21 protein-coding genes, 1 other RNA gene and 1 riboswitch are annotated in these 24,721 nt (G+C 37.7%); of the genes, 15 read left to right on the plus strand and 7 right to left on the minus strand.

Translation table 11 applies throughout. The features are described from left to right. The first annotated feature begins 37 nt into the window (after window positions 1-37). The 6 genes from AC4BHP_RS04060 to rnpB all read left to right on the plus strand — a co-directional run bounded on the left by AC4BHP_RS04060 (window position 38) and on the right by rnpB (window position 5,732). Window positions 38-2,332, plus strand: coding sequence for a DEAD/DEAH box helicase (locus tag AC4BHP_RS04060; RefSeq protein ID WP_148629863.1), 2,295 nt, complete (start codon window positions 38-40; stop codon window positions 2,330-2,332). After that, a complete protein-coding gene (locus AC4BHP_RS04065; protein WP_490551337.1) occupies window positions 2,322-3,623 on the plus strand; it encodes a ribonuclease H-like domain-containing protein in 1,302 nt (433 codons plus the stop codon). The genes AC4BHP_RS04060 and AC4BHP_RS04065 overlap by 11 nt, the downstream gene beginning before the upstream one ends. Before the next feature lie 290 nt (window positions 3,624-3,913). Next, window positions 3,914-4,276: a CotD family spore coat protein gene (locus tag AC4BHP_RS04070; RefSeq protein WP_490551338.1), complete on the plus strand. Its 363-nt coding sequence runs from the start codon at window positions 3,914-3,916 to the stop codon at window positions 4,274-4,276. Between the two features lie 68 nt (window positions 4,277-4,344). After that, on the plus strand, window positions 4,345-4,899 hold the full coding sequence (locus tag AC4BHP_RS04075) for an SLOG family protein (RefSeq protein ID WP_148629859.1): 555 nt from the start codon (window positions 4,345-4,347) through the stop codon (window positions 4,897-4,899). 72 nt (window positions 4,900-4,971) lie between these two features. Then, a complete protein-coding gene (gene gpsB, locus AC4BHP_RS04080) occupies window positions 4,972-5,280 on the plus strand; it encodes a cell division regulator GpsB (RefSeq protein ID WP_139891762.1) in 309 nt (102 codons plus the stop codon). A 68-nt stretch (window positions 5,281-5,348) separates the two neighbouring features. Continuing rightward, an RNA gene (gene rnpB, locus AC4BHP_RS04085) (RNase P RNA component class B) lies at window positions 5,349-5,732 on the plus strand. A gap of 144 nt (window positions 5,733-5,876) precedes the next feature. On the opposite strand, the gene AC4BHP_RS04090 is transcribed toward rnpB, so the two are convergent. Then, entirely contained in the window at window positions 5,877-7,121 is a 1,245-nt protein-coding gene (locus tag AC4BHP_RS04090) for an MDR family MFS transporter (protein ID WP_490551339.1), read from the minus strand. 105 nt (window positions 7,122-7,226) lie between these two features. On the opposite strand from AC4BHP_RS04090, the gene AC4BHP_RS04095 reads away from it, so the two are divergent. From AC4BHP_RS04095 to AC4BHP_RS04105, 3 genes are all read left to right on the plus strand, one after another. Then, entirely contained in the window at window positions 7,227-8,876 is a 1,650-nt protein-coding gene (locus AC4BHP_RS04095) for an ABC transporter substrate-binding protein (RefSeq protein ID WP_490551340.1), read from the plus strand. Window positions 8,877-8,996: 120 nt separating this feature from the next. Beyond that, the gene (locus AC4BHP_RS04100) at window positions 8,997-10,136 is read left to right on the plus strand and encodes a THUMP domain-containing class I SAM-dependent RNA methyltransferase (RefSeq protein WP_066107325.1); all 1,140 of its coding nucleotides are present in this window, start codon (window positions 8,997-8,999) and stop codon (window positions 10,134-10,136) included. 904 nt (window positions 10,137-11,040) lie between these two features. Further along, the gene (locus tag AC4BHP_RS04105; protein ID WP_490551341.1) at window positions 11,041-12,549 is read left to right on the plus strand and encodes a carboxypeptidase M32; all 1,509 of its coding nucleotides are present in this window, start codon (window positions 11,041-11,043) and stop codon (window positions 12,547-12,549) included. Between the two features lie 528 nt (window positions 12,550-13,077). Here AC4BHP_RS04105 and AC4BHP_RS04110 read toward each other — a convergent pair. Genes AC4BHP_RS04110 through AC4BHP_RS04120 form a run of 3 tightly spaced genes read right to left on the minus strand, consistent with a single transcriptional unit; the run spans window position 13,078 to window position 15,381 of the window. Next, the gene (locus tag AC4BHP_RS04110) at window positions 13,078-14,733 is read right to left on the minus strand and encodes a b(o/a)3-type cytochrome-c oxidase subunit 1 (protein ID WP_490551342.1); all 1,656 of its coding nucleotides are present in this window, start codon (window positions 14,731-14,733) and stop codon (window positions 13,078-13,080) included. After that, window positions 14,733-15,209, minus strand: coding sequence for a cytochrome c oxidase subunit II (locus AC4BHP_RS04115; RefSeq protein ID WP_066107315.1), 477 nt, complete (start codon window positions 15,207-15,209; stop codon window positions 14,733-14,735). Before AC4BHP_RS04115 ends, AC4BHP_RS04110 begins: the two co-directional genes overlap by 1 nt. Before the next feature lie 22 nt (window positions 15,210-15,231). Further along, complete coding sequence (locus tag AC4BHP_RS04120; protein ID WP_066107311.1) at window positions 15,232-15,381, minus strand: cytochrome c oxidase subunit 2A; 150 nt, start codon at window positions 15,379-15,381, stop codon at window positions 15,232-15,234. Between the two features lie 313 nt (window positions 15,382-15,694). Next, a riboswitch (purine riboswitch) is annotated at window positions 15,695-15,811 on the plus strand. Between the two features lie 138 nt (window positions 15,812-15,949). Between AC4BHP_RS04120 and AC4BHP_RS04125 the strand changes: the two genes are divergently transcribed. Both AC4BHP_RS04125 and AC4BHP_RS04130 read left to right on the plus strand, forming a co-directional pair. Next, on the plus strand, window positions 15,950-16,546 hold the full coding sequence (locus AC4BHP_RS04125; RefSeq protein WP_490551343.1) for a xanthine phosphoribosyltransferase: 597 nt from the start codon (window positions 15,950-15,952) through the stop codon (window positions 16,544-16,546). Further along, window positions 16,533-17,849 carry a nucleobase:cation symporter-2 family protein gene (locus tag AC4BHP_RS04130; RefSeq protein ID WP_490551344.1) on the plus strand — a complete coding sequence of 439 codons (1,317 nt, stop codon included), beginning with the start codon at window positions 16,533-16,535 and terminating at the stop codon, window positions 17,847-17,849. Before AC4BHP_RS04125 ends, AC4BHP_RS04130 begins: the two co-directional genes overlap by 14 nt. Window positions 17,850-18,183: 334 nt before the next feature. Here AC4BHP_RS04130 and AC4BHP_RS04135 read toward each other — a convergent pair whose 3' ends face one another. The 3 genes from AC4BHP_RS04135 to AC4BHP_RS04145 form a co-directional block, all read right to left on the minus strand. Beyond that, a complete protein-coding gene (locus tag AC4BHP_RS04135) occupies window positions 18,184-18,612 on the minus strand; it encodes a spore coat protein (RefSeq protein ID WP_490551345.1) in 429 nt (142 codons plus the stop codon). Window positions 18,613-18,646: 34 nt separating this feature from the next. Further along, the gene (locus AC4BHP_RS04140) at window positions 18,647-19,078 is read right to left on the minus strand and encodes a spore coat protein (protein ID WP_490551346.1); all 432 of its coding nucleotides are present in this window, start codon (window positions 19,076-19,078) and stop codon (window positions 18,647-18,649) included. A 131-nt stretch (window positions 19,079-19,209) separates the two neighbouring features. Continuing rightward, window positions 19,210-19,437 carry a spore coat protein gene (locus AC4BHP_RS04145; protein ID WP_490551347.1) on the minus strand — a complete coding sequence of 76 codons (228 nt, stop codon included), beginning with the start codon at window positions 19,435-19,437 and terminating at the stop codon, window positions 19,210-19,212. A gap of 250 nt (window positions 19,438-19,687) precedes the next feature. Here AC4BHP_RS04145 and AC4BHP_RS04150 point away from each other — a divergent pair, with 250 nt between their 5' ends. From AC4BHP_RS04150 to AC4BHP_RS04165, 4 genes are all read left to right on the plus strand, one after another. Continuing rightward, window positions 19,688-19,819, plus strand: a complete 132-nt coding sequence (locus AC4BHP_RS04150; RefSeq protein WP_257469017.1) for a hypothetical protein — start codon at window positions 19,688-19,690, stop codon at window positions 19,817-19,819. Between the two features lie 199 nt (window positions 19,820-20,018). Beyond that, window positions 20,019-20,144 carry a hypothetical protein gene (locus tag AC4BHP_RS04155; RefSeq protein WP_257469018.1) on the plus strand — a complete coding sequence of 42 codons (126 nt, stop codon included), beginning with the start codon at window positions 20,019-20,021 and terminating at the stop codon, window positions 20,142-20,144. A gap of 110 nt (window positions 20,145-20,254) precedes the next feature. After that, window positions 20,255-23,896: a dynamin family protein gene (locus AC4BHP_RS04160; protein ID WP_490551348.1), complete on the plus strand. Its 3,642-nt coding sequence runs from the start codon at window positions 20,255-20,257 to the stop codon at window positions 23,894-23,896. Next, complete coding sequence (locus AC4BHP_RS04165) at window positions 23,874-24,707, plus strand: sulfurtransferase (RefSeq protein ID WP_490551349.1); 834 nt, start codon at window positions 23,874-23,876, stop codon at window positions 24,705-24,707. The genes AC4BHP_RS04160 and AC4BHP_RS04165 overlap by 23 nt, the downstream gene beginning before the upstream one ends. The last annotated feature ends 14 nt before the right edge of the window (window positions 24,708-24,721 follow it).

Raw genomic sequence — 24,721 nt, forward strand, 5'->3', positions numbered from 1 at the left:
CATTCGGTACAATGATGACAGAAATGAGGTGTGCATCATGTTTGGGAAGAAAAATTTAGTGGAGTTCATAGATGATTTTTCACAGGATGAACAATACAAAGACAATATTGCTTTTTGGCATACCATCGATGAAAAAAAAGCTACGTATTCACCCTTTCCAACTGAATTAAATGAAAAGTTAAAGTCTGCCCTTGAAAAAAGAGGGATTGAAGCTCTATACAGCCACCAGGCCGAAGCTTATAAATATATAAGAAATAATAAGAATATTGTGGCGGTCACTCCTACTGCTTCAGGGAAAACATTGTGTTATAACTTACCGATTCTCCAATCGATTCTTGAGAATGCAGATACAAGAGCTCTTTATTTATTTCCGACAAAAGCATTGAGCTATGATCAAAAATCTGAATTAGAGGAACTGATTGATGCTGCAGATGCAGATATTAACAGCTATACGTATGATGGTGATACACCGACTAGTATCAGGCAAAAAATCCGCAAAGCAGGCCATATCGTAATGACAAATCCGGACATGTTACATTCCGGAATATTACCCCATCATACGAAATGGGTCAGTTTATTTGAAAATCTGAAGTATATTGTTATTGACGAGCTTCATACGTACAAGGGAGTATTTGGAAGTCATACGGCTAATGTGATCAGAAGGTTAAAGCGAATTTGCCGTTTTTACGGAAGTGATCCGATTTTTATTTGTACGTCTGCAACGATTGCCAATCCGAAGGAACTTGCAGAACAATTAACGGAATCTAAAATGATCTTAATTGAGCGGAATGGTGCACCAGCAGGCAAAAAGCATTTTGTGTTTTATAATCCGCCAATCGTCAATAAACCTTTAAATATCCGCAGAAGCTCCATATTAGAGGTCAGAAAGATAGCTAGCACTCTTTTAAGGAATAAAATCCAAACAATTGTTTTTGCGCGCAGCCGTGTCCGTGTTGAAATATTGGTTACGTACTTACAGGAATTAATTTCGAAACAATTGGGACCGAAGGCGATTACGGGTTATCGCGGGGGATATTTGCCGACACAAAGGAGGCAAATTGAAAAGGGATTGCGAGATGGATCAATCTATGGGGTTGTCAGCACGAATGCACTTGAACTGGGCGTGGATATAGGACAGCTCCAGGCATGCATTATGACGGGGTACCCAGGCTCGATAGCCAGTGCCTGGCAGCAAGCAGGCAGGGCAGGAAGGCGTCACGGCGAGGCGTTGATTATCATGGTTGCGAGCTCCAGTCCATTAGATCAATTTGTCATCCAACATCCTGATTACTTCTTTAATAAAAGTCCGGAAACAGCGAGAATTAATCCTGATAATCTGGTAATCCTTGTTGATCATCTAAAATGTGCAGCTTTTGAAATCCCGTTTAAAGAAGGGGAGGAATTTGGCGCTGCAGAGGTTACAGAAATTCTGGAATATTTGGCAGAGGAGCATGTATTGCACAAAAATAAAGATACATGGCATTGGATGAATGATGCTTTCCCAGCACATGAAATCAGTCTTAGATCTGCTTCGCAGGAGAATGTGGTCATTATAGACCGAACTAATCCAAAAGTGCAGGTTATCGGAGAAACGGACCGATTCTCAGCTATGACTCTTCTACATGATGAAGCCATTTACTTACATCAAGGAATCCAATATCAGGTAGAGTATTTGGATTGGGAAGAAAAGAAGGCATATGTACGCGAGGTCAATGTGGATTACTATACGGATGCAAATCTTGCAGTTCAGGTAGATGTGCTGGAAATTGACCGAACAAACGTTAATCCGAAAAGTGAAACTACATTTGGAGATGTTTCCGTTCGAGCAATGGCAACGATTTTCAAGAAAATCAGATTTGACTCACATGAAAATATTGGATCGGGACCAATTCACTTACCAGAAGAAGAAATTCATACGAATGCATGTATGCTCTCTCTTATGGAAGGGAGTGTCGATTGGAAGGAAGAGAGGCTCGAGGAGGGGCTGATGGGTGCTGCTCACGCTCTGCGAGGCATCATTCCAGTCTATGTGCTGTGTGATCCAGGGGATATTCATGTTTACCCCCAAGTTAAGGCAACGCATAATGAGCTTCCAACCATCTTTATTTACGATCATTATCCGGGAGGAATTGGTTTAAGCAAGCATATGTACGAAAACAGTGAACAAATTATTCAAGAGACGATTCAGGCAATTAGAGTCTGTCCATGTGAAAATGGCTGCCCATCCTGTGTTGGAATGGAAGGCACTGGCTCGTCTTTAAAGGAGGATTCCATTAAAGTGTTATCCATTCTTGGAAACCGAATGGCCGGTGACAAATTACATGTCCATTAAAAATAAACTAAACCGGATGAAAAAGCATTTGAATACAAATGTTGGAGAAGGCTCAAAAAAACGTATGGAAGTATGCTCTGAACCTGAACCCGATACACCTATTAAAAATGTTGACATCCCTTTCTTTGAGCAATGGAGCGAATTCGGGGCCTTTCCTGTTATTTACGAGAATGAATATTGCCTAATCAGGGAGGTCAGCTATCCACTTGATTATCAGCATGGAAAGTATACATTTGATATGCTTCCACAAATTGTGAAGATTTGGAATGAGAGCGATCTAAAGCACCCTCTTTCTGCCAAAGGATGTGAAGCAAATCAAATGTTTTTCTTCGATACAGAAACAACCGGTTTGGGTTGTGGTGCAGGAACTTCCATCTTTTTGCTTGGATATGCTTTTTTGGAGGATGAGAATATCAAGGTCAGACAACATTTTCTCCCTAGACCAGGGTTTGAAATTCCGTTTTATAAGACCTTTTTAGAAAAAGTGAATTATGAGACGTTGGTCACCTATAATGGAAAAGCATTTGACTGGCCGCAAGTAGTTACGCAGCATACTCTTTTGCGTCAGCACTTGCCAAAATTACCGGATTTCGGTCATTTCGATTTATATCATGCTTCTAGAAGACTGTGGAAAAACAAATTGGATCGCGTAAAGCTATCAGTTGTTGAAAAAGAGGTACTTGGTTTCGAGAGGAAGGATGATGTGCCGGGATACCTTGCCCCTATCATTTATTTTGATTATATTGATAGGAAGAATCCGGAAGCTATTTTTAAAATTATGAAACATAATGAATGGGACGTTTTATCTTTAATCACCTTATACATTCATCAATCCGCCCTATTATTAAATGATGATGCATTGGAGCATGAGGATTCATTTGAACTGGCTAGGTGGTTTTCTTATTTAAAGGATCGAGAGCGTGCTATTGGTTCCTTTGAAAAAGGAATTTCTGAATCCAAGCATGATGAAGAACGATTGAATGTACTATTTCATTTGGCAAACGAACATAAAAAGAATAAAAATGATGAAGCAGCAGTAAAGCTTTGGGAAGAGGCGTGCGATGCACAGACACCAGTAATCGTTTGCTGTTCCCTGATTGAGCTTGCAAAATATTTTGAGCATAAGAAAAAGGATTATGCTAAAGCTCTGGAGTATACAAATAAAGCTTTGGTGAAAATAAGGGAATATTCCTTTCATAAGCATGGTATTCATGAAAAATCAACTCTTCACCGCATTTGTCGACTGGAGCGTAAATTAGATAAAGAAGAAATTGGAATAAAAGAAAACTAAATAATGGTTGTTATGTTTGTCCATCCCATGTAAATTAATGTTATACACCTTTGATAATTTGCAGAAGGAAGTGAACATAAATCGGATGTATAAGGTTGTCTTTTATTTATTCTTTGTTGTTATTGGATTATCGATGGTAATTTTTAATTCTATTTAATTATAATGTAGCAGTTCTGATGCTGAAACATTTTTTTATAAACGGAAAATAGGTAATTGCCTTAGTACAGTCTTATCCATCTTTTCATAGTCTATTTATGTAAGCTATATAGATAATGAAAGGAGAGACGCGTATGTTCGGTCGTCGTCATCAACATCATTGTGGTCCTATTCAAGTACCAGGGTGTAACAAAGTGCAGGTGTGCCCACCGGTTTGCCACCAGCCGATTCAATTTGTTAAGGAAAATTGCTATACACATATAGTTCCGCATGTGCATCCTGTTCAAACTCTTGAAGTAAATAAGCATGTGTATCAACATCAACATCATTTCCCACATTCTTTCCAAAGTGCCAATAGTGTTCATAATCAATCTAATCAATTTGGTACACCAACTCCACCGCGACCTGGTTGCTCAGGAAGTGGTAGCGGACTAGGAAGTGGATTTGGAAGTGGAAGTGGATTTGGAAGTGGCAGTGGCAGTGGATTTTGCTGCTAAAAGTAAGGGGCGTAAAGCCTCTTCTTTTTATGATTTAATGTATAATGTATAAATGGATGTGAACTTATATGGGAAAAGTCGTATTTGTAACAGGATATAAGGCCCATGAGCTTGGTATTTTTGATCAAAATCACGAGGGTATCAAATACATAAAAAAAGCACTCCTGAGTCGCTTGTTAACTCTTCTCGAGGAAGGTATGGAATGGGTAATCATTACAGGGCAACCCGGAGTAGAACTATGGGCTGCACAGGTGATTTTTGACTTGCAGGAAGAGTATCCAGATCTTAAGCTAGGTGTTTTACTGCCCTATTTAAATCAGGAAGATAATTGGAAAGAACCGGTTAAAGAGCTGTATGAAGAGGTACTCCTTCAGGCAGACTATGTTGAGGCTATTTCAAAGAAACCGTATGAAGGACCGTGGCAGTTAAAGCTAAAGAACCAATTTATTGTCGATAAAAGCGATGAAATGTTAATATTGTACGATGATGAAAAGGACGGAAGCCCTAAATATAGCTGGTTTGAAGGTAAAAAAAAACAAAATAAACAGGATTATCCTATTAATCAAATAACATTTTGGGACCTGCAAAGTTTAATTGATGAGGCACAATGGGAAGATTATTAAGAGGAAATTGACAAACAGCACTTTTTTTGAAAAAATATTATATATTAGTCGTATGAATTTGAGGTGAATAAAATGCTCTCAGATAAAACAAAGTTGACCGCAAAGGATATCTTAGAGAAAGAATTTAAAACGGGTGTCAGAGGATACAAACAAGAAGATGTTGATCAATTTCTGGATCTAGTTATAAAGGATTATGAGGTTTTTCATCAGGAAATTGAAACACTTCAGCAAGAGAATATGAAGCTGAAAAAACAATTGGAAGAACAGCCGAAAAGAACTGTACAACCAGTTCAGCAAGCAACAGGTACCACCAATTTCGATATTTTAAAACGCTTATCCAACTTAGAAAAGCATGTGTTTGGAAGTAAGCTTTACGAATAAAATATCTTCCAAATGATAACAGTTGTTTTATAGTTGAAATGAGGGTATAATGAATTTTGCATGTGATAACGTCTGGGTAATCGCTGCAATGCAAATTGTAGAGGAAAGTCCATGCTCGCACAGGCTGAGATGCCTGTAGTGTTCGTGCCTAGCCCAATAAGCTAGGGCAGTCTGTTTCAGGCTGACGGCTGGGAAAGTGCCTAAGTTCTTTTAGAATATGGCACCGGTACCTATAAAAGTGCCACAGTGACGGAGCCTTTTTGGAAACAAAAAGGGTGGAACGAGGTAAACCCCGCGAGCGAGAAACCCAAATTTGGTAGGGGCGCCTTTCCCAAGGAAATGAACGAGGGGAAAGGGCAGACTCGTAGGAGTCTGAAGATAGATGATTACCACCGGAGTACGAGACATTCCAGTCGATTGCAGTACGAAGGAACAGAACATGGCTTACAGGACGTTATCTTGGAAATGTATTACCTGAATAAAACTACTTCCACTAAGGGAAGAATGAAAGGCTGCCGATTAGATCGGCAGCCTGTTTTAATGCGGTACTTTATGACAATCATTATGCTTCAGGTAAAGCTTGACTCAAATTATTACTATGTATTTGTCTGGATGTTTCTTTGATATTTTTCTTTATAAAAAAGGCTGAAATATACAAGAGAAGTTCCGACCGCAATAACCAGGCCGATATAAACGGACATCATCATCGGAGCGGCAAAAGCGCCTATTATGATGGTTGATCTTGCAATTAAGTCGGCGCCATTATAGGATATATTACTAAAAGCAGAATAAGAACCTCTTTTATCCTCAGGAATCATATTTGCCTGTTCAGTATTATAAACAGGTGAATACATCAATTCGCCAATCGTGGCAATAAACCCAAATAATAAGAGCATATACCAGCTATTGGCTGATGTAACAAATGTATACCCTACACCATAAATAAGCAGGCCAATGATTAACACACGTTTATTTGAAAAACGATTCGTAATATTGGAAACAATAAACGTTAAAAGGACGACTAATAACATATTTTCTATATTCATCAAACTTAACATTTGGACACCGCCAATTTGGTATCCGAATACGTTAACGACTTCAAAGGATTCTGATAATCGAACCCCAATATAACTATTTAGTGTGAATTCAGCGGAAAGGATAAACATGAATCCAAGTACCAGTTTTACAAAGCGAGTATCCTGGAGGGCAATTTTATAGTTATGAAGTAAATCAATCAGAAAGTTTTTATGTGATTGCTTTAACTGACGGACCGTACCTTCAATCAGCCAAATTTTATAAGCAATGGCAATGAAGGTGGATGTACACGTTAAGATGATAAATAATTCAAGTTGATGATTACTGTATAAAAGTCCTCCCATTGCTGCCCCAATGGCCATGGATAAATTAATGAGCCAATAATCAAGAGCATAAACAAATTTTCTTGTCTCTTTTGTAGTAGAATCCATAATAATTGCACTCATGCTTGGCCTTCCAAGACTACTTGAAATCATATATCCAACATAGCAAATTGCAAATAGCCAAACCCAGTCATTCTCAGGGATTAAGGTCAAAGTCATCATCAAAAACATGAAGGCACTTGTAGAGGAAGTCATTAATAAAATTTTCTTCCTTTTGAAACGGTCTGATAGATATCCTCCCAGCAGGTTAGCAACGAATGTAATAAGGACGGTAAAAATCAAGAAGACACCTGCCCAGATTTTGTTCAATTCATGAGCAAAATACAAAGCCATAAATGGCATCACAGAGCTTGATGCCATTCTGTTAAAAAAAGATGTGCCTAACCGTACTTTAATATTTTGTGGCAAATTCTTCAATTTCATATTGTTTTACCCCCTTTGTATCGATTATATTAAACTAGACTGATGCTTCTGAAAATAGACAATTAATTGATAAATGTCTACTTTTATGGTGAAAAGGGGTAGATGATGGAACCTAAACTACTGACTCTTTGGCAGCATATTCAAACGGGATATGTAAGACAGGCAGAGATAGCGGATTTACTCGAACTTAGTCCAAAGCAAACCTCCAGATATATGCAAAGATGGCATGAGGAGGGGTGGTTTAGATTGCAGCCAGGAAAAGGACGGGGACATTCAACTAAGATAGAGTGGGTCAAAAATGTGGAATCCATATATGAAAAAGAAATGGAATATATAATCAATCATGAATCAATTGAAAAAAGTGCAAAATGGCTAACTCTGCATTGGTCCTCTGAATGCAAACTACGTCTGATGAGACTCTTTCAAACTAAGCTTGGATTTAATGATGAGGGAAAGGATAAACTCATCATTCCTAGAAAGGATCCATTTTTGTCCTTTCATCCTCTTGAAGCTCTCGATATACATAGCGCTAACTTAGTTTCTAATATTTACAATCGCTTGATTTACCTGACTGAAGATAATGAAATATGGCCTGAGCTTGCTCATAGCTGGGAAAGCTCGAATCGCTTGTTAAGACTTTACATAAGAAAAGGAGTCAAATTTCATGATGGTTCCTACCTTTCAGCAGATGATGTTGTAAGGTGCTTGGAATCTTTGCGTGATCATCCAATTCACAGGGATATATGGTTTATTGTCCAAAGAATTCATTCCCCCGCACAGTATGTGGTAGAAATTAACTTGAAACAAAAGTGCAGCTATATATTGCATCTCTTAAGCACCATAAACTCAAGTATATATAAAGTAAACAATGGAAAATTAATTGGAACGGGCAGCTTTTATCTGGAAAAAAATGATGAAACAAAAACAATTCTTCGTGCGTTTGAAGACTATTACAAGGAAAGAGCTCTGCTCGATTGTATAGAATTTGTTCAGATGCCGATGGGGTTTGAGACTATTTATCGATCCTCTGTAAAAGAGGATGATATCGAAACATATAAGGTTGAGAGTGATTCAGGGTTTGGTATTGTGATTATGAATGCGTACCGCAATTCAGATATAAATAAGCAGGAAGTAAGAGATTATATCCAATATGTTATCAGTGCAAGGAGAAATGAAATTAATCAATTGGATCCAAAAATCATACCGAATCAAAGTGGTATTTTGCGCTCTCCATCTGACCCATACATAGTGGATCAAGTTCCATTTATAGAGGTATCCAAACCACTTGTTCTACAGACTAATCCATATACAGAAAAGCTTATCTTTTGGTTAAAGGGGATTTTGGAATCAGCAGATATTCCTGTTGAATTAAAAGAGATCACGTTTGAAGAAAGTCTGCAAAATGGATATACAGATCATGGTACAGATTTGTTTATTCATGGAGAAGTATTTGAAATGAATCATAGCTTATCTTTTTTTCATTTTTTATTGTTGAGTTCTTCTCCGCTTGCCCAAGTCCTAGGAGATCAAGGAGAGCGATTCGAGATATTAAACCAGTATGCTACTACTCCTTTTGAAAAGTGGAGTGAGCTTCATGAACAAATGGAACGAAGATTAATGAAATCTGCTTTAATATTGCCGTTATACTATTCCAAACGAAGTGTACTGTTTTCAGATGATATTATGAATATTAGCATTAAGAATTTTGGCTATGCAGATTTTTCGAAGCTATGGATGAAACCAACCACAATTTAATGCGGTAATATAGACGAGAAATGCTGATTTGGTTTGCATTCAAAATGTATGAGTTGTATGATAAAAGACGCGAACGACTTAATTTAATGGAAAAGTAATATGATTAGATAGGGTGAAACAATGAAGATTACATTAATAGCTACAGCAGCAATGGGTCTTGAGGCGATTGTCGCACAGGAAGTACGTGACCTTGGGTATGAATGTACAGTCGAGAATGGACGAGTACTGTTTCAGGGAGACGAGCTTGCCATTGCCAGAGCCAATATGTGGCTTAGAACAGCAGACCGGGTGAAAATTCTTGTAGGCGAATTTAAGGCCTATACATTTGATGAATTATTTGAAGGTACAAAAAAACTTCCTTGGGAGAATTATTTGGATGTCACGGCTGAATTTCCTGTATCAGGTAAATCGGTCAAATCTAAATTATTCAGTGTTCCAGATTGCCAGGCGATTGCGAAGAAGGCCATAGTGGACCGCTTGAAAAAAGCATATAAAAAAGATGGATGGTTAGATGAAAATGGACCATTATATCGTGTAGAAGTATCGCTTTTAAAAGATAAAGCCACATTAACGATTGATACAACCGGCCCTCAGGCCCTTCATAAACGTGGATACAGAACAGGGCAGGGTGAAGCGCCATTAAAAGAAACCCTTGCAGCAGCATTAGTGAAGCTGACGAATTGGACTCCGGACCGTCCATTTGTTGATCCATTCTGCGGATCGGGTACGATTGCGATAGAAGCTGCGTTAATCGGCCAAAATATTGCGCCTGGATTTAATCGTGATTTTATTTCCGAAGACTGGCCTATTATTGATTCTTCTATTTGGGATAAAGTCAGAGAGGAAGCAGAAGAACTGGCCAATTATGATCAGGAATTAGACATTTCGGGGTTTGATATTGACCATAAGATGATTGAAATCGCAAAAGAAAATGCTATGGAAGCAGGACTTGGGGATTTAATTAACTTTAAACAAATGCAGGTCCGTGATTTTACAACGACCAAGGAATATGGCGTAATTGTTGGGAATCCTCCATATGGTGAACGCCTCAGCGACCGTCCTTCCGTTGAGAAAATGTATAAAGAGATGGGGGAAGCACTCCGTCCATTTGAAACTTGGTCTGTTTATATGCTGACTTCTGATGAAAACTTTGAGCAGTTTTATGGCAAACCGGCCACTAAAAAACGAAAGCTGTTTAATGGTTTTATCCGTACGGATTACTATCAGTATTGGGGAAAGAGACCGCCGAGAAAAGGTTGATATGACGTCATTTCCAGAGATATTAAATAACCTGATTTTACGTTTACCACATTATAGATTGACGATTCTTATAGAGTCGTCTTTTTTTTGTCTTTCTCATCTTTTTTGTGTAGGAGCTGATTATTTTATGTGGTCAAAAATATAATTGGTACATGCCTAATTGGTCTATTTTGCGGCGTCTTGCTATACAAATAATCATAGTCACTACTTCTCTTCTATTTGAAAGGAGTTGATTCTAATGCTTTGGACTATCGCTGTAGTATTAATCATCATTGCTTGTTTGATTTACATTTTTTAGTTTCGTTTACTTCTTGGAAAAAGAAAAGCCCAGATATGAGGACTTACTTCTTGCCTTGTAATACAAAGCCTTAGAGACGCAATTAGTGACTTCATAAAATAAAGGAGGCAAAGGAAATAAGTTAGTCTTGAGGGCAGAAATAAGCACCCTTTAGGGATTTATTTTGTGTATACCATATTTCTATAGCTTTATCTGTCCTAATTAATTTTTTATCCAGCCTGTTTATGGTTTTTATATGCGAAAAAGTAATCAGGTAAAAATATCTGAAATAGTACTCGTAAGTGATCAAGAAATTCATGTGTTATCAAACACGCCACGAAAAAACGAAAGGTATTCAAGGATTTTATTTGTACAGATTTATTTTCAATATTGGGGAAAGATGCCGCGGAAAAAACACAAAGGGAATTTGAAGACAATCAGCAATAAAAGTAAACGCTAACCCCAAGGGTTGGCATTTTTTATTTAGTTTGAAATAGTGGAATACTAGGTAATTAGACTTTTTCAGGACTGGTAGGAAAAGTACGCATATTCGTATATAAAACTATCTACCTAGTATACTTAATATGGTAAAATATTCAGTATACTTTAAGGAGAAGGGGGATCTATATGACAAACCTATTAGAAAAAGAGTTTTTAGACTATATACATACCATGGATGCATTCAGAGAAGCATCTGCACTGATTGGATGGGACATGCGCACTGGGGCTCCAAAGAAAACGATTGATAAGAGAAGTCAAGTGCTATCCATCTTATCGAAAGAACATTTTGAAATGGCAACCGGAACTAAAATGGAACGATACATAGAAGAGTTATCAAAGCCTGAACTGAAGGCGCAGTTGGATTCAAATACAATTGCCATTGTTGAGGAATGTAAAAAAGAATACGAGAAGATGAGTAAAATCCCCGCAAATGAGTATAAGGAGTATGTTGAACTACAGTCCAAGGCTGAAAGTATATGGGAAACGGCAAAAGAAACATCTGATTTTTCGTTATTTATGCCATATTTGGAACAATTAATTGATGTGAATAAGAAATTTTTATCCTATTGGGGAAAAGCTGATCATCCTTATGATGGATTACTCGATTTGTATGAACCGGGTATGACAGTTGAGATATTGGATGATGTATTTGCCAGGCTAAGAGAAGAAATTGTACCGCTTGTGAAAAAGATTGGTGAATCGAATAAGAATCTAGAAACGAACTTTATATATAAGTCATTTAGTGAAGAAGCACAGAAAAAATTATGTATGGAATTGATTCAGGAATTAGGTTATGACCTGGAAGCGGGACGTCTGGATAATACAGTCCATCCGTTTGCTACAGCTTTAAACGCCAATGATGTGAGGATTACAACGAAATATGTTGAGGAAGATTTCCGTGTTGCTCTATTTGGTACCATACACGAATGCGGACATGCCGTATATGAACAAAATATTAATAAAGAATTAGAAGGAACACCTTTATGTACCGGTACATCAATGGGTATCCATGAATCTCAGTCCTTATTCTTTGAAAACTTTATCAGCCGTAATCTTAGCTACTGGAAACATAATTTTGATAAATTAAAAGCTGTCTCGCCTGAACAATTTGATAATATTGACCTCGATACGTTCTATAAGGCTATTAATGAATCAAAGCCTTCCTTAATTCGGATTGAGGCTGACGAACTCACGTATCCTTTGCATATTATGATTCGGTATGAATTAGAAAAGGGATTGTTTAATGGAGATCTAAAAGTAGCTGATTTGCCGAAGCATTGGAATGATAAGTATGAAGAGTACTTGGGAATCCGGCCTGAAAATGATGGTGAAGGAGTTTTACAGGATGTCCATTGGGCAGGTGGCATGTTTGGCTATTTCCCATCCTATGCACTCGGATATATGTATGCAGCTCAATTCAAAGCTGCAATGCTGAAGGACATTCCGAACTTCGATGGAATCATTGAAAACGGAGACTATGGCAAAATTACTGGATGGTTAACGGAGCATGTCCATCAGTATGGAAAGTTGAAATTGCCTTTAGAGATTATAAAGGATGCTACGGGAGAAGGATTAAATCCACAGTATTTGATAACGTATTTAAAAGAAAAATATACTGCACTGTATGATTTATAAACAATAAAAAGGTGTCCGTTAAGTAGAAGTTTAGATGCTTGACGGCGCCTTTATTTATTGCTGAGGAAAGGTTTTGGCTTGTTCACTTGCTGTGGAGAATGGATGACAGGGGAAGAAAGAGGCTGATTATGACGGTTGGAACGGATAAATTAGTTTAGCTCAATCCTTAAATAAATCGCTCAAAGGCTATTTTTAAAGCTCAATTAGGCTCAAAACTGCTCAATTATTTTCCCGTTCGCGCAATTAATTCTGATGATGCTCATATAATTAAGAATTCGCTCATTTAAGTTGAAAATCGCACATATATGATGGAATTCGCTCATATACTTCATTTTTCGCTCAATAATGGTTAGCTAATCAGGTTTCTCTTAGATTAGGTAGAATAATTGATACTTTAAAGCGTACACCAATATATGAAAATACAATTTTATAAACAAATAAACTCTCAATTATCAAAATAATTAAAATAACAGATGCAGAGAACATATTTGTCATCCGCATCTGCTGTAGTTTTTTGTCATAGCAACTTTACCAGAGCTTAAATCCTTTTGACCCAGGTGGTGAATTTTGAATCATGTCTACAAATGGCAGGGTATAGGCGAGAATGATTAAAACTGCTGTAATACCAATCCATAGCTTCCAATTTTCAAGGATGAAAGGTGTTTTTTCAGCCTTTTCTGATACTTCACCAATCGGAAACTCTTCATCACCTTTAGGGGCAAAGAAAGCTAGATTAACGAAGATAACTAAAATCAAAATGATACCAATGAAGAGGATGGAGCCTCCAACGGCCTGAGCGATTTGATATGGAATCCATTCAGCAGCCTGAGCGGAACCGCCATATGTGGAGTAGGATGATCTTCTTGGTGCACCCAGCAGACCTGCAAAATGCATGGCGCCAGACATAAAGGTCATTCCAACTGCCCATGTCATAGCTTGGATGATGGCTAATTTATTCATTTTTTTAGTAAGCTTACGGCCGGTTAAATGTGGAACCAACCAATACATGGCACCAAAGTAAGTTAAGACAACAGAGGTAGCAAGTGTTAGATGGAAATGTCCTGTTACCCAAATCGTATTATGTACAACTTGGTTCAATTGGTTGGAAGCATTGACAATTCCTCCTGCACCAGCAGGGATAAAAGCAACCATTCCGATAAAAGGAACCGTAAAGCGCGCATCACCCCAAGGAAGGGCTTTAAACCATCCAAAGATTCCTTTATAGCCTTTTGCACGTCCTGCACTTTCAAAAGTGGCGAACATGGCGAAAGCTGTCATTAAGGATGGAATGATGACCAGGAAGGTTAAAATAACCTGTAAAAATTTCCATGCAGGATCAATCCCAGGCTCCGTTAATTGATGGTGGAAGCCAACAGGTACAGAAAACAGTAAGAATAAAATAAACGATAATCTCGCCAATGAATCAGAGAATATTTTTCCGCCAATTACTTTCGGAATGACGACATACCAAACCATATAAGCCGGCAATAACCAGAAATATACGAGCGGATGTCCAAAATACCAGAATAACGTACGGCTAATAAGAACATTAATAGAATCAACCCATCCAAGTGACCATGGAATAATCTGTATCAACACAGTAGCCGCGACACCAAGAGTAGCTGTAAACCATAATACATTATTGATAATGACCATGAATGATAATAAAGGTCCAACTTTACCCTTATTTTGTTTTCTCCAGTTAATATAAGCTGCAACCATAGCCCCGCCATCCAGCCAGCTTCCCACTACAACAAATACCAGTCCAAAATAAAAAATGGGATGAGCCTGCAACGGCGCATAAAAAGTATAGAGGACGGATGCTTCATTAAGTAGAATCATTGTAGCTGACATAGCTGTACCGATGGTCATCATCCAGAAACCAATCCAACCAACCGTTCTTGCCTTTTTAGATAGTGTTCCGCTTGTTTTGCTGATTGCTGCAAATTGAAAGCCCATTATAAAAAATGTAGTCAGTATAAGTCCAAGTAAAACACCGTGAACAGTAAGAACTTGGTAATATGTAATTCCGGCAGGCAGGGTGTATTTTCCTGAGCGGACAAGAACCTGTAAAAGGCCAGCGAATCCACCAAGAGCCAGTGCGATAAATGCCACATAGAAGTGGGCCATTGCGAGCTTACCATCAGCTCTGTTTACTTTAAGATCAGTTTGATTCCTATTCATTAGTCAACCACCTCGATTTTAGACGTCATCATGGTATGGCCCGTACCACAATATTCATTACATAAAATTAAATATTCACCGGTTTTATCGAATGTCTTTGTATATTCATTCACATAGCCAGGCTCAATCATCATATTGACATTCGTTCCTGCCACTTCAAATCCATGAACAACATCCGTTGAGGTAGCCATGAATTTTACAGTTGCACCTTTAGGAATTTGAACTTCACCTGGGTCAAATTTAAACGCGGAAACAACGAATACTAATTCGTAATCCCATTCTTTCCCTTCAACTTTATGTAAACCCGGTTTATCAAAAGGTTTAGTTTCTGTTACTTTTTCCGGATCGATCGTCACCAGACAGCTTGCCGGTTGGTTTCCATCATAAAATGCACTGACCCCTAATACAGTTAAAAATACAAAAAGTGCTGTTACCCCTAATATAAGCCATATCTTTTCAAATTTATGGATATGCATGACCGATAATCTCTCCCTTCTTCTACAGACGATCTAAAAATAAAAAGTAAACGCTTGCCCATACAATTAAAATGAATGCCCCAAGTGTTAAGACAGAAATCAATGTTCCGGAAAGATTAGTTTCTTCGTTCTTCTTAACCTTGACGGGTACGTTTAATTTAGTTTTTGCCACGTTTTTCTCCCCTCTCGAAAATAATGGAAATGTGCTTTGAGTATATTCTACTAGATAATATTGGAAATGGATGATAGTTATTTCATTTTCACAAATCGTTCACCAATAAGGTTATTACTGTATTAATAGTGTAAAATTGATATAACAAGCGTTTTATGGGTAGGATGAATGAAATAAATATGGCTGAATTGTGAAAAACAGTTTCTTTATAGAAGATTCGTCTTTTATTTGGACACAAATATTGAACAATATAAAAGTAGTTTTTGACGAAAAAACACTTTGCAAACGAGTATTTTGTTGATATAATTCTCAACATACTAATTACATACGCACTCATATAATAGCAGGGATATGGCCTGCGAGTTTCTACCAGATTACCAGTGTGGTTCGCCACCGAAATAATCTGACTATGAGTGGGAAACAAGCGCCCGAGTTAATAATGCGCTGTTCATATTTGTCCGGATATAAAGGACCTATGAATTGTTGTACCCACTTTTAGGTAGGTGACAATTTGTAGGTCCTTTTTATTTGTTCATTTATTTGAAGCAAGGGATTGGAGGAGTAAAAGTTGAAATTGTTAAAAGCTAAAATTATGGAGGAAGGGCAAGTTCTTTCAAGTGAGGTCCTAAAGGTAGATACGTTTTTAAATCATCAACTGGATCCTGAATTAATGGTGGCGATAGGTAAAGAATTCGCGAAGAGGTTTAAGGATGCTGGGATTACGAAAATTTTAACCATTGAGTCATCTGGAATAGCTCCATCGGTTATGGCAGGGCTTGAGCTTCAGGTCCCAGTTATTTTTGCCCGCAAGAAAAAATCATTGACCCTGCAAGACGACTTATATACGTCCACTGTTTATTCATTTACGAAAAAAGAAGAAAATACGATCTGCATTGGCCAAAAGTTTTTAAATGAAGAGGATGTTGTATTAATCATTGATGATTTCCTAGCAAAGGGACAAGCTGCTTTTGGGTTGGTTGATATTGTGAACCAAGCGAACGCCAAAATTGCCGGACTGGGAATTGTTATTGAAAAATCCTTCCAGGAAGGCGGTGAAATTTTAAGAGATAAAGGATATCGGGTAGAATCACTCGCTCGTATCCAATCCCTTGAAAAAAATAAAGTAATCTTTTTGGAGGAGGAAACAGCCAATGCAAATGAATAAATGGAAAACCGCTTCACTGGGTATCCAGCACGTATTAGCTATGTATGCCGGAGCAGTTGTAGTACCTTTGATTGTTGGTGGAAGTATTGGCTTAACCCCGGAGCAATTAACACATTTAGTTTCAATCGATATTCTGATGTGTGGAATTGCGACACTTTTGCAGGTATGGAAGAATCGATTCTTTGGTATCGGGTTGCCTGTTGTCCTAGGCTGTACATTCACGGCAGTGGGTCCAATGATTGCTATTGCAGGAGAATACGGAATACCAGCTATTTACGGAGCCATACTAGCATCAGGATTATTTGTTATTTTAGTAAGCAAGTATTTTAGTAAGCTATTAAAATTTTTCCCTCCGGTTGTGACGGGATCAGTGGTAACGATTATTGGGATGACTTTAATTCCGGTAGCTATGAATAATATGGCTGGCGGGGAAGGCTCGAGTGATTTCGGTTCAACATCTAATATCCTGTTGGCATTTGGTACATTGCTATTTATTATTATTCTTTATAAATTTTCAACAGGTTTTATACGAGCTATCTCTATTTTACTTGGATTAATTGCAGGTACAGTCGCAGCAGCTTTCATAGGAAAGGTGAACATCCAAGCTGTTATCGATGCCGATGCACTCCTAACTCCTACTCCTTTTTATTTCGGGATGCCAACCTTTGAATGGGCTCCAATCATAACGATGATTCTCGTGGCACTTGTAAGCTTAGTAGAATCAACAGGTGTTTATCTTGCTTTATCAGATATATGTGAAAAGGATTTAAAAGAAGAGGATTTTGCTAAAGGATATCGCGCAGAAGGGTTAGCGATTGTGTTCGGTGGTATCTTTAATTCTCTTCCCTACACGACATTTTCTCAAAACGTCGGATTAATCCAAATGTCCGGTGTACGTTCTAACAATGTGATTTATACGGCAGGTCTGTTTCTGGTCCTGATTGGCTTCAGCCCTAAAATTGGTGCCATCACAACGATTATCCCTTCATCTGTACTGGGCGGAGCAATGGTTGCTATGTTTGGTATGGTGGTAGCGGCGGGAATTAAAATGCTAAGCCAAGTAGACCTGCAATCTCAGGAAAACTTGCTGATTATTGCATGTTCTTGCGGAATCGGTCTTGGGGTATCTGTTGTCCCGGAAATGTTTGCCAATCTGCCAGATACATTGAAAATCCTGACTGAAAACGGAATTGTGGCTGGAGGGATAACTGCGATAGGATTAAATCTATTGTTTAATGTAATCTTCAAAAAGACCCAAAAAGATAGTCCACTGATTCAAAATAAGGAAGAAATAGTTTATTAATTCGATTTATTTTGAGGTAAGTTTATCTATTTTAATGCCTAAAAACTGTTGGATTGTCCGCGTGTCCTATCAAATTACTGAAAAGGTAGTATTCATTTTGTTCAACAAAGTAAAGAATAATTAAATAGATGTGAAGAATCAAGTGATATTTGTTTGATAGAGCATAACTCTGCTAGAAGGCAGGGGAATGGCGAAAATGTAAGTGACCGGCTTATTAGTAAATTTCCAAGAGTTCATTTCAAAATAGTGATTAGAAAGTAAAAAGACATGAGCTAGTCATGTCTTTTTACTATATTATACAGGTTATCCATCTTTAGTATCTTGAACATCATCTTTATCCAATATCTAGTCTAGCAACAATAGCCACAAGAATTTGGATTAATACTTGTATATTTAAAGCTATTTGAGTATCCGTACTTTCGACCCTTACACACTTTGAACCAGTAATAATTGTTTTTTGGGTATTTCGTTGTTTAGATTTGAAAAATTGTTTTAAATCTTGAACTACCCCTTTGCCGGCTTCATTATCCCCAACTGATATACTAATAACAATTGCGATTGCTACTTGAATAGCTGCTTGTAAAGATAATGCTACTTGAGTATCTGTTGTATGCACTTCCACATCCTCAGAATCTTTGACGACGATCCATTCATAGGATTGTTGTGTGATTGATGTGATTTGATCAGCTTCTTGTGTGACTTCCGCATCATCATCGTTCTTGCAATTGAAATTATCTAATGCTCTCCAATTCTTTTCACTCATTTTTCTTCTCACCTCTTATTTTATTTTTTTAAATTTACGCGATATCTAATCTGGCTACAATAGCTAGAAGTGCTTCCAGCATTACTTGAAGGTTTGCAGAGATATCTGTGTCAGTAGTTGTAACCCTAACGTCCCTTGAATTTTCGATATGAATTTTCTGTACGCTCTTTTGCTCAGAATTAAAGTGCTGAAGAAGGTCTTGAACAACACCATCGCTATCATCTGAATCTGCAATTGAAATTTCAATTACCAATGCGAGTGCGAGCTGCAATGCTAATTGGAGGGACACTGCTGCTTGAGTTTCTGTAGTTTGAACAAACACGTTACCTGAATCCTTGATAACGATTAATTCATCTGATTCTTGGATTTCAGCAGTGAACTGATCAGCGTCCTGGGCTATCTCTGCCGAGTGCCTCTTGTTCTCATCCCTTTCACTTTCGTAATTGTCACCAAAATAATTTGACATTTTTCTACCACTCCTTTGTGATTTAGTCTTTATAAAATATGAGGATGTCCTTTGTTTTGATTGGACAAAAAGCTCAAATGTGTTTGTCCATCGAAAAAAAAAACGCCTGCTAATCAGGCGTTTTAAAATGATCATTTTTCACTGCTTTTGTTATCCTCGGTTGATGAGGATTTTACAAATGTCTCCACCTGGTTAGTCAAATCACTAACTAACTCTTTTATCATTTGCTTTTGTTCATCGGATAACTTTTCTTTAGCCTTCTCAGCGTTAATTCCATTTTTCCGAAAAAGATCACTTACTAGTAAATTAATTAGCTGCTGAGGGATCAACTGTGGGGATTGATTCTGGTCATCACTCACAAATTTCACTCCTTTTATTAAAATATAATCAGAATCATCATATGTACGTCATTAATATTATTCCTGTACAATCTACATAAAATTAGAACAGATAAAAGTAAATAGGCATATGCAATTGATATAATGCTTCTTTTTGGAGTGGTTTACAGTTTTAATAAAGAACAAAGAGAAATGAATTAATATACTCTAAATTAGGAACCAGCAACCATCATATTACATATACTGTATGTAAAAAAGGTGGATACACCATATGAAAAAGTATTATTGTATTCATTGCCATTCATTACATGAGATGCTGAAAGTCTGCCATGTCTGTGGACAGGACCGATTGAAGGAAATTTTTATAACGATTCAGCATAACGAAAAGAAGAGCGGCAATTAACCGGATAAATCATGAACAATCTGTCTTGGTATTCAGGGGAGATTGTTTACCTGTTGTTTAGAACTTACATAAAGCACAGGAGTGTATAGGTAATATCTGTTTTGAACAGAATTTTGATTGAAAATGATTATCATTGATGATACACTGGAACTATAATGAGAGACGTTATCAATTAACTACATGACAGGGAAGGTGCATGATGATGATTTGGGTATTTGTAGGTGCAACGGTAACAGCCTTTAGCGGAGTCATGGTTCATGTTTTAAATAATGTAGCAAATCCTAAAGTTATAGCAGCTCAATCACAAGCTAATCAAAGTATGTAAGTTCAGACAAAAGTCTGAACTTATTTTTTTACCAAAATAGATATTGATGGGCAACTATTCCAATTTTCGATAAAATAGATAGATAAATGATTATTAATAAGGGGATAAGTATGAGACTGCATACAAGGGAAGTAACACTTAACCAGCTTTACGCTATTTATAAGTACTTTGAACAAGATGGGGATCAAGTACGGGCACAAAAAACGATCGATATTATGAATAAGGTTAATGATAATGAGTATAGCTTGGCATTTTGCGGACATTTTTCGGCCGGAAAATCTACGCTTATTAATTATATTTTGAAACAGCCGATATTGCCTTCCAGTCCCATTCCGACAAGTGCTAATATCGTGAAAATACGGAGCGGCAATGGAGAAGCCAGGGTCACTTTAAATGATCAAAAATGTCTAATCTTTCAGCCGCCAATTGATTTTAACAAAATTAAAGAATTTGCGAAAAACGGCGGTTCTATTCAAAAAATTGATTTAATGATTCAGAATTTTCCGTATGAAAACAACTTAGTCTTATTGGATACACCAGGGATTGACTCAACTGATGAAGCCCATGAATTGTCGACTGCCTCCTCATTTCATCTGGCCGATGCGGTTTTTTATGTGACCGATTACAATCATATTCAGTCAGAAATAAATTTTCAGTTTACAAGAGATCTCGCACGTATGGGGAAAAGAATATATGTCATCATTAATCAAATCGATAAACATCAGGAGGATGAGCTTTCTTTTACATCTCTTAAACAAAGTGTAAAGCAAGCTTTTAAGGATTGGGATATACCAGTAGAAGAGTTTTACTTTACTACTATGAAAGCGGATGATCATCCCTTTAACCAAGCTCACCGGGTAACTGAAAAAATAGCTGAATTAGCTGGTATTGCCCCAGCTTATGATGTGAATTCACTTCTTAACCATTTAATAACGGAGCATCTAAATTGGAAAGAAGCCGATTCTAATCAAGCAAGAAATCATCTCGAGCAGAAGCTGCATGACAAACAGAATCATCACTTGTTAGAAATCATTGATTCTGCTGAAAAATTTAGTAAGAGTATCATTAATTTCCGTGAGCATGAGGAAGATATATTTGATGAACAAATTGGGCTTATTATTGAAAATAGCAATATCACTCCATATGAATCCAGGGAACTGGCGAAATCATATTTGGAGTCAAAGGTTACATCTTTTAAGGTTGGGAGAATATTTGGAAAAAGTAAAACAGAACAAGAAAAAGAAACTCGTAAAGCTAATCTGATTCAAAATATTAAACAGCAGACTGAATCGACGATATTGTGGAATTTAAATGAATATTTTCAAAGAATGATAAACGATTATCCAGGACAAAAACAGGAGAGTCAGAATATCATCCAGTCATTCGACTATGATATTCCCTATGAAACGATCATTGAGGTAGATCAGTTAGCTTCTGTTACCAGTGACTTGGTGTTGAATTTTTCCAAGGATTTGGCATCTTCCATTAAAAAAGCTGCGGGCAAGCAAGCGTTAACTCTTTTCAATACCTTGGTGAGTCAGTGGGAAGAGGAAAGAGAGCAGCGTCTCACCCAGGTGAAGGAGGAATTAAAGTCGGACCATTCTATTCTTCACATTTGGCAGGATTGGCAAGTACAGCTGACTAATCAGCGGAGCTATAAAGATAAAATTATGAATGAGTTGACTAAAAGATCCAGATATACCATTACAGAAGTCATGGGATTCCTGCAAAGCCAGCAAATAGAGGGTTCAATTGTGGAGATGGATATTAAAGAAGTTAAAGATATTGAACCTGAGCCAAAGCCTGAACTGATTACAAAAAAAGTGGAGACGGCACAGTCGATTTATACATCTGAGCAAGTGGCTTTAAAGCTGCAAAAAGCTTCCCAGGCTTTGAACCACTTACCTGGTCTTGAGAAATTAGCGCAGGAGCTGAAAAATAGGGCAGATTCACTGATGAATCAAACTTACACTTTAGCTCTCTTTGGTGCTTTCAGTGCAGGGAAATCCTCATTTGCCAATGCACTTTTAGGGGCAAACGTTTTACCCGTTTCACCGAATCCTACTACCGCTGTCATTAATCGTATTTTGCCGCCAACGAGCATACATAAACATGGTACAGCTACCATTCACGCTAAGACGGAGACCATGCTACTCGATGATTTAAATGAACTGTGGTATGAGGATGGTTTAAAAGTACAGGATCTAGCGATGGCAAGGAAACAGGCGCAAACCATGCTCGAGAAACAAAGCTATGCGCTAGGATTAAAGGTTTCTTTCCTGGAGGCATTTTTAAAGGGGATTGATTCCTTTGAAGAAAATCTTGGTAAAAGTTTTGCCGTTTCATTGGATGAGTTTTCTGTGTATGCAACAGATGAAACAAAATCATGCTTTATCGAACGCATTGATTTATATTATGACTGTGATTTAACGCGAAAAGGCGTTATTTTAGTAGACACTCCCGGAGCGGATTCTGTTAATGCGAGACATACAGGTACCTCCTTCAATTATATAAAGCATTCGGATGCGATTTGCTTTATTACGTATTATAATCACCCATTCGCACGGGCTGACCGAAATTTCCTTGATCAACTGGGACGGGTTAAGGATTCATTCAGTATGGATAAAATGTTCTTCCTTTTGAATGCGGCTGATTTGGCTGAAAATTTGGAGGAGAGAAAGGTGGTTGAGGGTTATTTACGCAGTGAATTGCAAACTTCAGGAATCCATCATCCACGGATTTATCCGATTTCAAGCCGTGCAGCGCTACAACAAAGGACTGAAGAACTCAATTCAGGAAATGAGGCATATATCGAGCTGTTTTCCCATTTTGAATCAGCTTTCTATTCATTTATTCAGGAGGAGCTTAAAGGTATATTAGTTAATGCAGCTATGCTGGATTTGGATAAGGCACTTCAGCTTACCAGTCGACTTGTCGAGCTGTCCAATGAAACCGAGGAGCAGAAGACGAAAAGACGTGTCCAATTGCATGGAAACTGGGAGCGAGTGTTAGTGATATTAAATGAAAAAAGATTTACTCATGAAATGGCCAGGATGAAGCAGGAAACAGAAGAATTGATTCATTATAGTAAGCAAAGGATTAACCTGAACTTCCCGAATTATTTTAAAGAATTTTTTAATCCCGGTACATTAAAGGACCATCGGCAGTCCCTTTTAGCCTGTACGAATCGTTTACTTGATCAAGTCAGAATTGAATTGGCCAATGAAATACTGGCTACATCCTTGCGTTTAGAGGTTATGGTCAAAAAGACCATGCATGATACCTATGTCCAGTTAGTTCAAGAGATTCAAACCATCCATAAAGATTGGTCATTCAGTGAGCCTAAGTCATATTTACAAAACGAATATAATACCGACCGAGCGCTATTAAATTTAACGGCAGATGATTTCAAAGAAGAACTGAGACTTTTCAAGGGTACCCAGCATTTCTTTGAAAAGAATGGTAGAAAACCAATGGCTGATGCCTTTTTGGAGAAGTTAAACGACTATCTAGATGTTTATTATACAGATCAACAGAACAAATTGTTTGAGCATTTTGAATCAGCCATTCAGTATATAAGTCTTTCATTAATTGAGGAGATGAAAACCGAAGGCAATGAACGATTGAAAAGTATGGAATTGACATTAAACAAGAAATCTAATCCTCAAATTTACCTGGAGGCTGAAAAGCAAATCAAGTTAATTTTAGAATCGGAGGAGGAGAATGCAGTTGCAGCTGGTAAAAGAGTCTGAATGGTTATTTGAACATTTGAGTGATCCTGATTTACGTATCATCGATTGCCAATTCCATTTATCCAATAAAACAGCGGGACGAGAACAATATAGAGAATGCCATATACCGGGAGCTGCTTTTATGGATGTTGCTCAGGATTTGTCCGGTCCAATTAAGGAACATGGAGGAAGACACCCGCTTCCTGCGAGAGAAGACTTTATTGAACTAATGAAAGCCATCGGTATACATGAACAGACAACCGTTATTGCTTATGATGGCGGCGAGGGAGCTTTTGCCGGTCGCTTTCTATGGACAGCCCAATTATTTGGATATGAGCGTGTATATGTACTTAATGGGGGATTAAAGGCTTGGCTGGAGAAAGGATATCCAGTAACCGAGGATATTCCTGTGCTGACACCAACAGATTATGCCCCTGTCATGAATAAGAATCTATTAGTCACTTACCCTGAAGTGAAAGACTGGGCAGAGAATGATAGACCAGGTTATTTAATAGATTCCAGAGAATCAGACCGCTATAAAGGAATCCATGAGCCGATTGATCATAAAGCTGGGCATATACCCGGTGCAATAAATATGGATTGGACTGAAAATTTCAGGAACGGTAAATATTTGCCTGTACCAGAGTTGGAAAACCGTTTTAATCACTTGAACAAAGATGAGCCAATCATTGTTTATTGCGGTTCCGGTATTACAGCAACTCCTAATTATATTGCACTCAAGGAAGCAGGTTTTACGAATGTGAAAATCTATGCCGGCAGCTTTAGCGATTGGATATCCTATCCGGAAAACAGAATAGAAACGGACCAGTAAATTGATTTGATGGG

It is taken from the genome of Pradoshia sp. Z4_20, assembly GCF_058216035.1.